This window comes from Streptomyces bicolor (genome assembly GCF_000719285.1).
Classification (GTDB): domain Bacteria; phylum Actinomycetota; class Actinomycetes; order Streptomycetales; family Streptomycetaceae; genus Streptomyces; species Streptomyces bicolor.
This window is the reverse complement of the sequence record NZ_JOFS01000006.1, coordinates 199,112-212,826: the sequence shown is the minus strand read 5'-3', so window position 1 is coordinate 212,826 and position 13,715 is coordinate 199,112. Positions and strand designations below refer to the sequence as shown.

The window sequence follows — 13,715 nt, the reverse complement described above, 5'->3', positions numbered from 1 at the left end:
CCGTGGTCAGCGCAGCACCTCGGCCAGCACCCGCGCCGCCCGCTCCACATCCGCGAACCCCACATAAAGCGGCGTGAAACCGAACCGCAGCACATCCGGATGCCGGAAGTCGCCGACGACGCCTCGCTCGATGAGCCGCTTCATCACGTCCCCGGCGTCCTCGCACCGCAACGCCACCTGGCTGCCGCGCTCCGCATGCGCCACCGGCGTCAACGACTCCACGCGCCCCTCCCCCGCATACGCCCCGACGCACTCCAGGAAGAAGTCCGTCAGCGCGAGGGACTTCGCCCGCACCGCCTCGATCGACACGCCCTCCCAGACCTCCAGCGCCGCCTCCAGGGCGAGCATGGAGAGGATGTCCGGCGTTCCGACGCGACCGCGCAGCGCGCCCGCCGCCGGTTCGAAGTCGCCGCGCATGCCGAAGGGCTCGGCGTGCGAGTTCCAGCCGGGCAGCGGGGAGTCGAAGCGGTCCTGGAGATCCCGCCGCACATACAGGTACGCCGGTGAGCCGGGGCCGCCGTTCAGGTACTTGTAGGTGCAGCCGACGGCCAGGTCCACGCCGTGCTCGTCCAGCCCGACCGGCAGCGCGCCCGCGCTGTGGCACAGGTCCCAGACGGCGAGCGCGCCCGCCGTGTGCACGGCGGCGGTCAGGGACGGCAGGTCGTGCAGCCGGCCGGTGCGGTAGTCGACGTGGTTGAGCAGGACGGCGGCGGTACGGTCGCTCAGCGCGCCCGGCACCTCGGCGGGCAGCACCGGTCGCAGCGTACGGCCGGTCATCCGGGCCGCCGACCCGGCGATGTACCCGTCGGTGGGGAAGGTGGTCGCGTCGACGAGGATCTCGTCTCGGTCGCCCCCCGCCATCCGTACGGCCGCCACAAGCGCCTTGAAAACATTGACACTTGTCGAGTCACCGACCACGATCTGGCCGGGCGCCGCCCCGACCAGCGGGGCGATCCGGTCGCCGATGCGCTCGGGCGCGGTCCACCAGCCGCTCTCCTCCCAGGAGCGGATCCGCAGCTCGCCCCACTGCCGGCGCACCACGTCCTCGACGCGGCCGGGGACGCCTGCGGGCAGGGCCCCCAGGGAGTTGCCGTCGAGGTACACGACCTCGTCGAGTACGAACTGCTTGCGGGTCCCGGCCAGTTCGTCGGCGGCATCGAGCGCGCCCGCCCTCGTGACCAGCTCAGACATGGGACCTCGCCGTCCACAGCTCAGGGAAGACGTTCTTGCGCGCCCGCTTCTCCAGCCAGGCCACCCCGGCCGAACCGCCCGTACCGGCCTTGGCTCCCATGGCGCGCCGAGTGGCGACCAGGTGGTCGTTGCGCCAGCGCCACACCAGCTCAGCGACATCGGTCAGCGCCTCGCCGAGGCGGGCGAGTTCGGCGTTCTGGTCGCCCGCGTAGATCGCGGTCCAGGCGGCCTCGACCGCGTCCGACGGCTCGTAGCGCTGCGAGACGTCGCGCTTGAGCACGGCCTCGGGGATGTCGCAGCCGCGCCGGGCGAGGAACCGCAGCACCTCGTCGTACAGGCTCGGCTCGTGCAGCGCCTTCTCCAGTTCCGCGTGGACGCGCGGTGCGCCACGGTGCGGGACCAGCATGGACGCGGACTTCTCGGCGAGCAGGAACTCCATCCGTCGGTACATCGCCGACTGGAAGCCGGAACCCTCGCCGAGGGCGCTGCGGTACGCGTTGAACTGGGCCGGCGTGAGCTGGCCGAGGGGCTTCCAGGAGGCGTTCAGGGCCTCCAGTTCCCGTACGGAACGCTTCAGTGCGTCGATCGCCACGCCCGGCCGGTCCTCGCGCAGGGCGCGGGCCGCGGTCTCCCACTCGTGGACGATGACGGTGAACCACAGCTCCATCACCTGGGTCGTGACCAGGAAGACCATCTCTCCGGGATCGTCGGAGAGGGTGTGCTGGAGGTGGGTGAGCACGTCCGCCTTGACGTAGTCCTCGTAGGGCGTCGTGCCGGCGAAGTCGAGATTCGGGGTCTCGGGCTCCGAAGTCTCCGCGGATGCCTCCACGGACCTGTGAGCCTGCTGGGACATTGCTGTCTCCTGGTAACTCCGGGTAGCGGTCCGCCCTGCCGTTATCGGCAAAGGGGCCCCGGTCCCCACCCGGCATCCTCAGCCATCGCCCCGGGACATCGCAAGGCCCGCCCGGTCACACTGCCCGGCGGGCCCTGACAACAGATGGCGCGGTCGGCCTACCCCAGGGTCTGGGCCGCCGTCGGTGAGGAGTCCTTCAGGAACTGCGTGCAGCGCTCGTACTCCTCCTGCTCGCCGATCTCTCCGGCGGCGCGGGCGAGGGCGTGCAGGGCGCGCAGGAAGCCGCGGTTCGGCTCGTGCTCCCACGGGACCGGGCCGTGGCCCTTCCAGCCGTTGCGGCGCAGGGCGTCCAGGCCGCGGTGGTAGCCCGTACGGGCATAGGCGTACGACTCCACGACGCTGCCCCGCTCGAACGCGTCGTCGGCCAGCTGGGCCCAGGCCAGCGAGGAGGTCGGGTACTTCGCGGCGACGTCCGCGGGGGCGGTGCCGCCGGCGAGCAGCTCACGCGGCCCGGGGTCGTCGGGGAGGTGGGTCGGGGGCGGGCCCCCGAGGAGGTTTTCGTGAATGGCCATGGGTTCAGTCTGGCCCATGGCGCGGGTACGGCAGGCCGGGGTGCCGTTCGGTGCCCGCCGGGTTCTCGCCCCCGCCGCCCTTACCCGTCCCGTACCCCAGGGGCGCTGCCCTTCGACCCCGGCCCGTCCTGGGGGCTGCCGCCCCCAGACCCCCGCTTCGGCCCCGAAAGGGCCTCGTCCTCAGACTCCCCCAGAGGGGGCACCCCCAGACGGGCTGAACGGGGCGCTCCGCCACCGTCCGCCTACAGCCGCCGCCTGCTGCGGGCCCCCTCCAGCGGCGGCGCCACCACCCCGCCATGCGTACGGCACTCGGGGCGGGTGCAGTCGGGGGGCAGGCGTCGTACGGTCGCGAAGGCGAGGACCGCGCCCGCCACGAGTACGGCCGCGCACAGGGCCATCGCCTGGTCGAAGGCCTCGTCGAAGGCGCCCGGGGAGCGGTACGCCTCCTGGCCCATCCCGGTCAGCACCGGCAGCGCGGCCACCGCGACCAGCCCGGCCGCGCGGGCCGCCGCGTTGTTGATGCCGCTGGCCAGGCCCGCCCGCGAGACGTCCACCGACGCGAGGACGGTGGCGGTCAGTGGGGCCACCAGGGTGACCAGGCCGAGGCCGAGGACGAGGACGGCGGGCAGTACGTCGGCGAAGTAGGAGGCGTCCGGCCCGACCCGCAGCATCAGCAGCATGCCGGCCGCGCACAGCAGGGGCCCGACGGTGAGCGGGATGCGCGGGCCGATGCGGTCGGCCAGGGCGCCGGAGCGGGCGGAGAGCAGCAGCATCAGGAGGGTCGTCGGCAGCAGCGCCGTACCGGCGCCGAGGGCCGAGTAGCCGGAGACGACCTGGAGCTGGATCACGGCGAGGAAGAAGAAGCCACCGAGGGCCGCGTACACGCACACGGTGACGAGATTGACCGCCGTGAACTGGCGGGACGCGAAGATGTCGAGCGGCATCATCGGGTCAGGCCGCCGCTTCTCGACCACCACGAAGGCGACCCCCGCCGCCACGCCCGCGACCGCCGTGAGCGCCACGACCGGCGAGGCCTCCCCGGCCTCGATCAGCGCGTACGTCACCAGCGCCAGGGACAGGGCTCCGAGGGCCGCGCCGAGCACGTCGAAGCGGCCGTGCTTGGTCCCGTCCCCCGACTCGGGGACATGCCGTACGGCGATCGGGGCGCACAGCAGCGCCAGCGGGACGTTGAGGAGGAACACCCAGCGCCAGCCCGGCCCGTCCACCAGCCAGCCGCCCAGGAACGGTCCGACCGCCGCGCCGATGCCCCCGAACCCCGACCACAGGCCGACCGCGCGCCCCCGGTCGTCGGGATGGAAGGACGCCTGGATGAGGGCGAGCGAGCCCGGCGTGAGCAGCGCCCCGCCGATGCCCTGCAGGGCCCGGGCGGCGATGAGCACCCCGGCGTTCGGGGCGAGCCCGCACAGCAGTGAGGCGACGGCGAACCACACGACCCCGATGACGAAGATCCGGCGCCGCCCGTACCGGTCCCCCAGCGAACCGCCCAGCAGGATCAGCCCGGCCAGCGTGAGCATGTACGCGTTGACCGTCCACTGGAGTGCGGCGAGGTCGGTGTCGAGGTCCTCGCCGATGCGCGGGAGGGCGACGTTGACGACGGTCGAGTCCAGCATCGCCATGCTGGAACCGAGGATGGTGGTGAGCAGGATCCACTTGCCCTGCGGTGAGGCCAGCCGGACGTCGGGCATGCTCCCAGGTATACAACGAGCCCGGTGCCGTAGCACCGGGCTCGTCGCGGAACGCGGGGTTACTTGATCTTCGTACCCGCCGAACGCAGGTGGGAGCAGGCCTCGATCACACGCTTGGCCATCGACGCCTCGGCGAGCTTGCCCCAGGTGCGGGGGTCGTAGGTCTTCTTCGACCCGACCTCACCGTCGACCTTGAGCACACCGTCGTAGTTCTTGAACATGTGGTCGGCGACCGGACGCGTGAAGGCGTACTGCGTGTCGGTGTCGATGTTCATCTTGACGACGCCGTTGTCCAGCGCGGTCGCGATCTCGTCCTCGGTGGAGCCGGAACCGCCGTGGAAGACGAAGTCGAACGGCGAGGGCTTGCCGAACTTGGCGGCGACGCCTTCGTTCAGCTCCTTCAGCAGCTCGGGGCGCAGCACGACGTTGCCCGGCTTGTACACACCGTGGACGTTGCCGAAGGAGGCGGCGAGCAGGTAGCGCCCCTTCTCACCCAGGCCGAGGGCCTCAGCGGTACGAATCGCGTCGTCGACGGTCGTGTACAGCGAGTCGTTGATCTCGTGCGAGACGCCGTCCTCCTCGCCGCCGGTCGGGGTGATCTCGACCTCGAGGATGATCTTGGCGGCGCGGGCGCGCTCCAGCAGCTCCTGCGCGATGGACAGGTTGTCGGCGAGCGTCTCGGCCGACCCGTCCCACATGTGGGACTGGAACAGCGGGTTCTCACCGCGCGCGACGCGCTCCTCGGAGACGGCGAGCAGCGGACGTACGTACCCGTCGAGCTTGTCCTTCGGGCAGTGGTCCGTGTGCAGGGCGACGGTGATGTCGTACTTCTTGGCGACGATGTGCGCGAACTCGGCCAGGGCGACCGCGCCGGTGACCATGTCCTTGCTGTGCTGACCGCCCAGGAACTCGGCGCCACCCGTGGAGATCTGGATGATGCCGTCGCTCTCCGCCTCCGCGAAACCGCGCAGGGCCGCGTGCAGGGTCTGGGAGGAGGTCACGTTGATGGCCGGGTAGGCGAACTTGCCTGCCTTCGCCCGGTCGAGCATCTCGTTGTAGACCTCGGGGGTTGCGATGGGCATCTGTCCGCTCCTTGGAGTGTGCGGGTTGACGTACTGCGTACGGCGTTCTTCTTACGGCCCTGACCTAGACCTTGGGGGGTGTGACGTCGTCGTCGGCCCCATCTTTCCAGACGAACCGGGATGCTCCGAGCGCCTGTCAGTCCAGACCGAGCTCGTCCTTGGAGTACGCGAACAGGTACGGCACGCCCGCACCCTCCTGGATCTTCTCGGCGGCGCCGGTGGCGCGGTCGACGATGGTCGCGACGGCGACGACCTCGGCTCCCGCCTCACGCACGGCCTCGACGGCGGTGAGCGGCGAGCCGCCGGTGGTGGAGGTGTCCTCGACGACGAGCACGCGCCGCCCCTTGATGTCCGGCCCCTCGACCCGCCGCTGCAGGCCGTGCGCCTTGGCGGCCTTCCGTACGACGAAGGCGTCCAGCCGCTTCCCGCGCGCGGCGGCGGCGTGCAGCATGGCGGCGGCGACGGGGTCGGCGCCCATGGTCAGCCCGCCCACCGCGTCGAACTCCAGCTCCGCGGTCAGGTCGAGCAGCACCTGCCCGACCAGCGGGGCGGCCTCCCCGTCGAGGGTGATCCGCCGAAGGTCGACGTAGTAGTCCGCCTCGAGACCCGACGACAGGGTCACCTTGCCGTGCACCACGGCCTTGTCCTTGATCTGCTGCAGCAGCTCGCCACGTACGTCAGTCATGCGGCCAGCTTAAGGGCCCCGCTCACAGCCGCCGCCAGCTCCAGACGGTGGTCGCCTCCAGCGGCTCCAGCGGCGTGACCAGCCGGGGCAGGGTGTTCAGCCCGTTGGGCGGCCCGGTCTGCGGCTCGACGCACACGGCGGCCTCCTGCTCGTCGTACACGACGACCCATTCCTCCCGGCTGCTCACCTTCAGCTCCAGCTGCCCCGGCCAGGTGAGGGTGACGTCGACGCCACCGGGCATGCCGAAGCAGTCGTCCCAGGGCCCGGGCTTCGGCTCGACACGGTTGCCGGTGGGAAGGTGATCGTCCCCGCGCTCCTCCTGCCAGGCGGGGCTGAAGTCGAGCCGGACGTCCTGGGCGCCCTCGCCGCCGAGGTTGCGGTTGAACCAGGGGTGCCAGCCGATCTGGGCCGGGAAGGAAGCCTCGTACGTCTCGACGGACATGGTGAGGCTGAGGCTGTCCGGGGTGAGCGCGACGACCTGGGTGACGCGACCGGGGTAGGGCCACGGCTCGACCAGGTCGTACGTGATGACGGCCTCGCCGTCGGCGACGCGGGCGACGCGCCAGGCGCCGTCCCGTGCGGTGCCGTGGATGGCGTTCGGCGGGGCGTTGAGCGGCATCTGCCGCACGACGGCCCCGTCGAGGAACCGGCCGTCCCGGATCCGCCCGCACCAGGGAACCATCGGGAAACACCCGAACCGCTCCCCCTGCCGCAACAACTCCGTCCCCCCGACGCGCAGCCCCCCGACCCGCCCGCCGTTCCCCGGCAGCACGTCCACCTCCGCGTCACCCGCGGTCAGCGTGATGTCATCGTTACTCACGGGACGACCCTACTGGGGTGATCAAGGGGCCTGAAGTGGTCCACACCAACGCCTCTCAGCCCGTCTGGGGGTGCCCCTCTGGGGGAGTTTGAGGACGAGGCCCACTCACCGACGCCGCCGCAGCATCCGCCCCACCACGATCGCCGACGCCAACACCACCGCCGCCGCCGGAGCCGCCCACCGCAACGTGGAGTTCGGCGCGACCGTCTGCGGCGCAGGAACCGGCGCATACCGCCCCCGCGGCGGCGCATGATCCACTTCCTCCGCACTACGCCCGATCATCGTCCGCCGAGCATGCGCCGCCTCGGCAACGGGCGGCGTGCCCCCACCATCACCCTCACGCCGACTCTCGCCCTCGCCCGTGCCCCCGCCCCGGCTCTCACCCTCGTCGGCGACAGGCTCCTGCGAAGACGGCGGCACCTCGGCATCAAAACCGTCCCCGGGCCCCGGCGCAGGCGCAGGCGCGTCGTCGGCATCCGGCGTCGTCTCGAACTCACTGGTCACCCGCGGCTCGAACTCCCCGGGCGCAAGGGCCTCCTCCACGGCATCCACCGCGACGTCACCCTCGCCGACGTCACCGTCCCCGCCCCGCCCCGAATCCCGCGCCGCCTCCGACGACGGCTCCGGCTCCGGCTCCGACCGCTCCTCCCCCGCCGCACTCCCCAGGTTCTCCGCGAACCGGCTCAGCAGCCTCGTCACCGCCGCCCCGACCGCGTCCGCCGGCAATTCCGAGACCCGCCCGTCCGCCGAGGCCGTCCCCTCGAACCGCACGGCGGAGCCGCCCTCCGCATCCACCAGCCGCAGCGTGAGCGCGAGCTTCACCGAACCGGTCCCGCGCGCCTCGGTCGCGTCGCCCTCGGCGGCGTACGAGCCGTCCTCGCGCTCGGAGAGCCGTACGAATCCCCGGTACGTGATGGTGTGCCCGCCGATCCGCACCTTCAGCCGACCGGTCACGGGCTCGGCACCGGCGTCCTGCTGGAGCCCGGGAACCGCCCGGGCGACCCGCGCCGGGTCGGCCAGGACCTCCCTGAGCCGCTCGGCCACAACCGGAACGAACACCTCATGCTCCATGGTCACCGAGCCTACCCAGCAAGGCGCGAAACGCACCCCTGCATCCCAGGATTCGCCCCACCCACCCGCTCACCGGGCGTATCCTCACCGCCCCCTCCACGACTCTCCCCCGACCCCTCGCCCCTCCTCACCCCGTCAATACCGCGGGTGCACCAACGTCGAAGCCCCCGCTCCCCAGACCCGCGTCCTTTCCGCCGCCCGCTCAGCCGCCAGCAGCCCCTCCCGCGTCAACGTCTCCAGCCGCGGCGCCCCCTGCCCCTCCCCCAGCCGCAGCATCGGCCGGTTGCTCTGGCTCGCCAGGATGTAGCCCCAGTCGTGCGGTGCCCGGGTCGGGCCCGCTGTGCGGTCCGGGCCCGAGGCGAAGCCGGAGTCGTGGCCGGGGACGCGGTACGGGGCGGTGCGCAGGCCCGCGGCGCGCAGGGTCGTGTCGACCGTCCAGAAGACACGGGGGCGGGAGGCGACCGGCCCGGCGTGCACCGCGAGGCGGCCGCGCGGGGTCAGGACGCGGCGGGCGAGGCCGTAGAACTCCTGCGAGTACAGCTTCGTGCTGGCCGTGATGCCGGGGTCGGGCAGGTCCGAGATCACTACGTCGTACGTCGCCGGCGGCGCCGCCCGCAGCCAGCGGAAGGCGTCGCCGGTCATGACGTGGACGCGCGTGTCGTCGTACGCGTGCCCGTTGAGCCGGGAGAGGGGCGGGTCGTGCCGCGCCAACCGCACCACCCCCGCGTCGACTTCGACGACGTCGACCCGGTGCACCCCGGGATGGCGCAGCACTTCGCGCGCCGCCAGCCCGTCCCCGCCGCCGAGGATCAGCACACGCGAGTGCTCGCCGTTCATCGCGGGGTGGACCAGCGCCTCGTGGTAGCGGCGCGCGTCGTGGCCGCTGACCCGGAGGCGGCCGTCGAGGAAGAGGCCGAGCGGGCGGCCGTGCGTGCCGCCGGTGATGACGACCTCCTGGACGTCCGTCTGCAGCGCCACCCGTACGTCCCTCCCGTACACCGCGTGCCGTGCCGCCCGTTCGAAGTCGTCGACGAGTACGGCGGCGGCGGCGAGCACGCCGAGCACGGTGACGTTGGCGATCAGCAGGAGCCAGCGGGCACGGCGGGTGAGGTCGCCCCCGAACAGCCCGAGGACCAGCGCACCGCCCGCCACCGCGTTGACCGCGCCGGTGATCAGGGCCGCGGTCAACTGGCCCAGCAGGGGGAGGAGGAGAAAGGGGAAGGCTAGGCCGCCGACGAGTGCGCCGACGTAGTCCGCCGCGAACAGGTCGGCCACCGCGCCGCCCGCGTCCTGGCGGCGGATGCGCTGGATCAGCTCCATCAGCAGCGGCACCTCGGCGCCGATGAGCAGGCCGATGGTGAGGGAGAAGGCGACGAGGAGGTAGCGGGGGCCGTCGGCCCACATGCCGCCCCAGTCGCCGGTCCAGGCGAAGACGGCGTACAGGGCGAGCGCGCTGCAGCCGCCGACCAGGGCGAGGACGGCCTCGATGGCACCGAAGCCGGCGGCGGCGAGCGGGCGTAGGCGCTTGGCGACGAGGGAGCCGATACCCATCGCGAAGACCATGACGGAGAGGACGACGGAGGCCTGGGTGACCGAGTCGCCGATCAAGTACGAAGCGAGGGCGACGAGTTCGAGTTCGTACACGAGTCCGCACGCGGCGCAGACGAACACGCAGGCGAGAACCAGGAACCGTCCGGTGCCCGGCCGCACCGGCAGCCGCGCGCTGCCGCCCCAGGGCGGCGTCGTGCCGGGTGGGGCGGGGGCGTGCGGCTCGATCACGCTGCCGACGGTACGTTACGCCTGGGGCACGCAGCGTCACCCACACGTGTGTTGTTGAGGCAGGGGACGTTTGTGTCGCCGTCAGTGGGGACTGCCACCCCCGGACGGGCCTGTCCGTGCCGCCGGCACCCGGACGCCGACCCGCGTCCGCGTGGCCACCAACTGCCCGTCCTGCGGGTACGCGTGCCATGTCCGCCAGTGCACCTGCCCCTCGTGGTGCTGGGCGAGCATCGCGGTGAACGCGTGCGGGCTGCCGGGGAACACGCCTGCGAGGCCGTGCGGGTGGTCGGCGACCAGGGCCAGCAACTCCTGGGCACGGCCCGCGAACTGACCCGGCGACAGGATCTCCACCCGGGCCGCGAACTCGTACTCCCAGTCACCGGCCCGCTTGGCGACCCCGAGCGGAAGCGGAGTGCTGCTGCCGGGCATACAGGCCACGGTCTCCGAACAGACGCCCCGCTCCTCCTCCACAAGCACCTGGTGGGACGCGCCGAGCAGGCGCAACTGAAGCTTCGTACCGGTCAGTTCGAGGTCCAGCGTGGCCAGCGCGGGCAGCGGCTCCCGCCCCAGGGCCCAGGCGAGGTCGGCCGCGCGCGTGTCGGTGTAGGCGGTGTTCAGGGTCGTGAGCATGGGTCGGCTCCGCAAGCACGCAAGAAAGGGAGGTGTCGGTCTCCGGCGCACCCCGGCCGACACCGGGAAGCCGGCCCGGTCAGTCCAGTCGGCCGGTCAGAAGGGGTGCCCGGGGGACGTCCGAGGGGCTGCGTTGGTGAAAGTTACTGAATCATGAACTGTGGCGCCGCCACAGCGTTTTTACCCAAGTTCGTGGGCTTTCCATCCCTCAGAGGGCTTATCAGCTCAACTGTTCAACCCCGGCGTACGCCGGGGTGCGGCCGCCCGGGCCGCGAGCCGTACGGAGAACGCGAGAGCGGGGCCGGTCCCAGTACCGGCCCCGCTCCTGTACGGATGCGGTTCCCCCTTCTCGGGGAGCTCAGCTGCCCCGTGTCAGCTGCCTCCGCCACCGCATCCGCCCCCGCCCCCTCCTCCGCAGGACGACCCGCCTCCGCATGACGAGCCGCCCCCGCAGGACGAACCCCCTGATCCGCTGTCGCCCCCGCCGACCCACCAGCTGCCGCTTCCGCTGTCGTGCGAGTGCCCCCTGCGCGCGGACGTGCGGTGGGTGGAACGTCCGCCGGCCCGTGCGATGGACACGACGATCACCACGAACAACACTGCGACCAGCGCCCCGATAAAGATCGTGACCATGGCGTCAGCTCCTTCCGTTCCCCCGAAGCGGGCCCCGGCGTCCCCCCGTGGGCGCCTCCCGCTCGGTGCGTGCGAGTGAGATGCCCGGCCGTCTCACGGCCCAAAGCAGAGTTGAGGAACTCCAGAGCTTGAGCGCAGGATGACCGGCATGACCTCCAACTCCCGCCCCCTGCTCAACCGTCGGCTCGCTGAGTTCGGGACGACGATCTTCGCCGAGATGTCCGCGCTGGCCCTGCGGACCGGAGCCATCAACCTGGGCCAGGGCTTCCCCGACACCGACGGACCCGAGGCGGTCCGGGAGGCGGCGGTACGGGCGCTGCGCGACGGGCGCGGCAACCAGTACCCGCCGGGCCCCGGCATCCCCGAGCTGCGCACCGCCGTCGCCGCGCACCAGGAGCGGCGCTACGGGCTGTCGTACGACCCGGACACGGAGGTGCTGGTCACCGCCGGCGCCACGGAGGCCATCGCCGCCACCCTGCTCGCCCTCCTGGAGCCCGGCGACGAGGTCATCGCCTTCGAGCCGTACTACGACTCGTACGCGGCCTGCATCGCGATGGCGGGCGGGACGCGGGTGCCGGTCACCCTGCGGCCGCACGAGGGAAGCTTCCGGCTCGACCTCGACGAGCTGCGGTCCGCCGTCACCGACCGCACCCGGCTGCTGCTGATCAACACGCCGCACAACCCCACCGGCACGGTCCTGACCCGCGAGGAGCTGACCGCGATCGCCGAGTTGGCCGTCGAGCGGGACCTGCTCGTCGTGACCGACGAGGTGTACGAGCACCTGGTCTTCGACGACGCCGAGCACCTGCCGCTCGCCACGTTCCCGGGTATGCGCGAGCGGACGGTGACCATCGGGTCGGCGGGCAAGACCTTCTCCTTCACCGGCTGGAAGGTCGGCTGGGTGACCTCGACGCCCGGCCTGGTCACGGCCGTACGCTCGGCGAAGCAGTTCCTGACGTACGTCTCGTCGGGGCCGTTCCAGTACGCGGTCGCCGAAGCGCTCGCGCTGCCCGACGGCTACTTCGCCGCCTTCCGCGAGGACATGCTCGCCAAGCGGGACCTGCTGGCGGCGGGGCTGACCGAGGCGGGGTTCGAGGTGTTCACGCCCGCGGGCACGTACTTCATCACCACCGACATCCGTCCCCTCGGCGCCGCACTGTCCAAGGAGGGGGACGGCTTCGCGTTCTGCCGCGCCCTGCCGGAACGGGCCGGCGTGGTGGCCATCCCCAACGCGGTCTTCTACGACCACCGGGAGGCGGGGGCACCGTTCGTGCGGTTCGCGTTCTGCAAGCGGACCGAGGTGCTGGAGGAGGCGGTGCAGCGGCTGAAGTCGCTGGTGGGCTGAGCGGCCGAATCGGCACGGGGCACGGCCACGCCATCACCGATCGGGCGCGTTTCATCCATAAAGATGCCCGCGTGAACCATGTCAGCACCACCGTAACTCCGTCCCCATCGCCCCCTACGGTGCCGAAGCCGCGCGCTGACGACGGATCGCGCTTCCGGCTGCCGGCCGCGGCCTTGGCCATCGGTCTGTTCCTGGCGGCGCGGATCGCCGGCTCGGCCGCGGTCGCCGTGGCCGGCTGGGCCGTGGGCAAACAGCCGCTCACGTTGCTCGGCCACTCCTGGGACTCGTCCTGGTACCTGGGGATCGCCACCCACGGCTACGGCGCCACCTATCACCGGCCCGGCCACGTTCTCAGCGACCTGGCGTTCTTCCCGCTCTACCCGTCCCTGATCCGGGCCGTCACCGAGGTGACCCCGCTGAGCGCGGAAACGGCGGGACTCGTCGTGTCGTGGCTCGCGGCGGCAGTGGCCGCCTGGGGGATCTACGCGATCGGCGCCCGGCTGCATGGGCGGGCCGTCGCGACCGCCCTGGTCGTGCTGTGGGGGCTGCTGCCGCAGTCGGTCGTGCTGTCCATGGCGTACACCGAGCCGGTCTTCATCGCCCTCGCCGCCTGGTCGCTGTACGCGGTGCTGGCAAGGCACTGGGTGTGGGCGGGAACATGGGCCGCGCTCGCGGGGCTGTCCCGGCCCAACGGGTTCGCGGTGGCGGCGGCGGTGCTCGCGGCCGCAGCGGTGGAGATCTGGCGCTCCCGCGGCCGGGTTTCCCCCAGGCTGTGGGCGGGCGCCGCACTGGCACCGCTGGGCTGGACCGGTTACGTGCTGTGGGTGGGGCAGCACAAGGGTGACCTGCTCGGCGGGTACTTCGAGGTTCAGCGGGGGTGGGGGAACCGCTTCGACTTCGGGATCGGGACACTTCGCTTCGCCTACCACCTGCTGGTGGTCCGTGACGTGTTCCAGTCGTTGGCGTTCCACGGGGCGTTTCTGATCACCGCGGTGGCCGTCCTGCTGTACGCGCTGCTCATCATCAAGCGCGCCCCGCTCCCCCTGGTCGTCTACAGCGGCGTACTCGTCGTCGTGGCCCTCGGCGGCTCGGCCATCTTCGAGGCCCGGCCCCGGTTGCTGCTGCCCGCCTTCCCGCTGCTGCTGCCGGTGGCGCAAGCCCTGGTGCGTGCGGCGAGAGCCCGTCCCTGGCGCGCGACCGTGGTGATCGGCGCCCTGGCCGGGCTCTCCTTCGCGTACGGCGCCTACCTGGTCGTCTTCGCCGACACACCGCCGTAGCGGGCCGTCCACGACCGACTCGACACAGGGAACGGGACGAAATGATCATTTAGATCAATGTCATCCCGCAA

General features: G+C 72.0%; 12 protein-coding genes. 2 read left to right on the top strand and 10 right to left on the bottom strand.

The window, feature by feature from the left end; translation table 11 throughout:
- Positions 1–6 precede the first annotated feature (6 nt).
- The 10 genes from kynU to IF78_RS0109785 form a co-directional block, all read right to left on the bottom strand.
- A complete protein-coding gene (gene kynU, locus IF78_RS0109830) occupies positions 7–1,191 on the bottom strand; it encodes a kynureninase (protein ID WP_031482791.1) in 1,185 nt (394 codons plus the stop codon).
- The gene (locus IF78_RS0109825; protein ID WP_031482792.1) at positions 1,184–2,044 is read right to left on the bottom strand and encodes a tryptophan 2,3-dioxygenase family protein; all 861 of its coding nucleotides are present in this window, start codon (positions 2,042–2,044) and stop codon (positions 1,184–1,186) included. Before IF78_RS0109825 ends, kynU begins: the two co-directional genes overlap by 8 nt.
- 158 nt (positions 2,045–2,202) lie before the next feature.
- Complete coding sequence (locus IF78_RS0109820; RefSeq protein WP_031482793.1) at positions 2,203–2,616, bottom strand: DUF3151 domain-containing protein; 414 nt, start codon at positions 2,614–2,616, stop codon at positions 2,203–2,205.
- Between the two features lie 242 nt (positions 2,617–2,858).
- Positions 2,859–4,322 carry an MFS transporter gene (locus IF78_RS0109815; protein WP_031482794.1) on the bottom strand — a complete coding sequence of 488 codons (1,464 nt, stop codon included), beginning with the start codon at positions 4,320–4,322 and terminating at the stop codon, positions 2,859–2,861.
- A 59-nt stretch (positions 4,323–4,381) separates the two neighbouring features.
- A complete protein-coding gene (gene fbaA / locus IF78_RS0109810; RefSeq protein ID WP_031482797.1) occupies positions 4,382–5,404 on the bottom strand; it encodes a class II fructose-bisphosphate aldolase in 1,023 nt (340 codons plus the stop codon).
- A gap of 136 nt (positions 5,405–5,540) precedes the next feature.
- Positions 5,541–6,089: an orotate phosphoribosyltransferase gene (gene pyrE / locus IF78_RS0109805; protein WP_031482799.1), complete on the bottom strand. Its 549-nt coding sequence runs from the start codon at positions 6,087–6,089 to the stop codon at positions 5,541–5,543.
- A 22-nt stretch (positions 6,090–6,111) separates the two neighbouring features.
- Positions 6,112–6,909, bottom strand: coding sequence for an aldose epimerase family protein (locus tag IF78_RS0109800; protein ID WP_031482801.1), 798 nt, complete (start codon positions 6,907–6,909; stop codon positions 6,112–6,114).
- A 105-nt stretch (positions 6,910–7,014) separates the two neighbouring features.
- On the bottom strand, positions 7,015–7,980 hold the full coding sequence (locus IF78_RS0109795; RefSeq protein WP_031482802.1) for an SRPBCC domain-containing protein: 966 nt from the start codon (positions 7,978–7,980) through the stop codon (positions 7,015–7,017).
- 135 nt (positions 7,981–8,115) lie between these two features.
- Complete coding sequence (locus IF78_RS0109790; RefSeq protein ID WP_031482804.1) at positions 8,116–9,759, bottom strand: polyamine aminopropyltransferase; 1,644 nt, start codon at positions 9,757–9,759, stop codon at positions 8,116–8,118.
- An 81-nt stretch (positions 9,760–9,840) separates the two neighbouring features.
- Complete coding sequence (locus IF78_RS0109785; RefSeq protein WP_031482806.1) at positions 9,841–10,389, bottom strand: DUF2617 family protein; 549 nt, start codon at positions 10,387–10,389, stop codon at positions 9,841–9,843.
- Between the two features lie 772 nt (positions 10,390–11,161).
- Here IF78_RS0109785 and IF78_RS0109775 point away from each other — a divergent pair.
- Positions 11,162–12,367, top strand: coding sequence for a pyridoxal phosphate-dependent aminotransferase (locus tag IF78_RS0109775; RefSeq protein ID WP_031482810.1), 1,206 nt, complete (start codon positions 11,162–11,164; stop codon positions 12,365–12,367).
- Positions 12,368–12,486: 119 nt separating this feature from the next.
- Entirely contained in the window at positions 12,487–13,644 is a 1,158-nt protein-coding gene (locus tag IF78_RS0109770) for a glycosyltransferase family 39 protein (RefSeq protein ID WP_234439835.1), read from the top strand.
- The last annotated feature ends 71 nt before the right edge of the window (positions 13,645–13,715 follow it).

Bases quoted from the DNA above. Each gene is read 5' to 3' on its own strand.
- IF78_RS0109795 (WP_031482802.1), bottom strand. From the start codon at position 7,980: ATGGAGCATGAGGTGTTCGTTCCGGTTGTGGCCGAGCGGCTCAGGGAG.
- IF78_RS0109815 (WP_031482794.1), bottom strand. From the start codon at position 4,322: ATGCCCGACGTCCGGCTGGCCTCACCGCAGGGCAAGTGGATCCTGCTC.
- kynU (WP_031482791.1), bottom strand. From the start codon at position 1,191: ATGTCTGAGCTGGTCACGAGGGCGGGCGCGCTCGATGCCGCCGACGAA.
- IF78_RS0109820 (WP_031482793.1), bottom strand. From the start codon at position 2,616: ATGGCCATTCACGAAAACCTCCTCGGGGGCCCGCCCCCGACCCACCTC.
- IF78_RS0109785 (WP_031482806.1), bottom strand. From the start codon at position 10,389: ATGCTCACGACCCTGAACACCGCCTACACCGACACGCGCGCGGCCGAC.
- pyrE (WP_031482799.1), bottom strand. From the start codon at position 6,089: ATGACTGACGTACGTGGCGAGCTGCTGCAGCAGATCAAGGACAAGGCC.
- IF78_RS0109775 (WP_031482810.1), top strand. From the start codon at position 11,162: ATGACCGGCATGACCTCCAACTCCCGCCCCCTGCTCAACCGTCGGCTC.
- fbaA (WP_031482797.1), bottom strand. From the start codon at position 5,404: ATGCCCATCGCAACCCCCGAGGTCTACAACGAGATGCTCGACCGGGCG.
- IF78_RS0109825 (WP_031482792.1), bottom strand. From the start codon at position 2,044: ATGTCCCAGCAGGCTCACAGGTCCGTGGAGGCATCCGCGGAGACTTCG.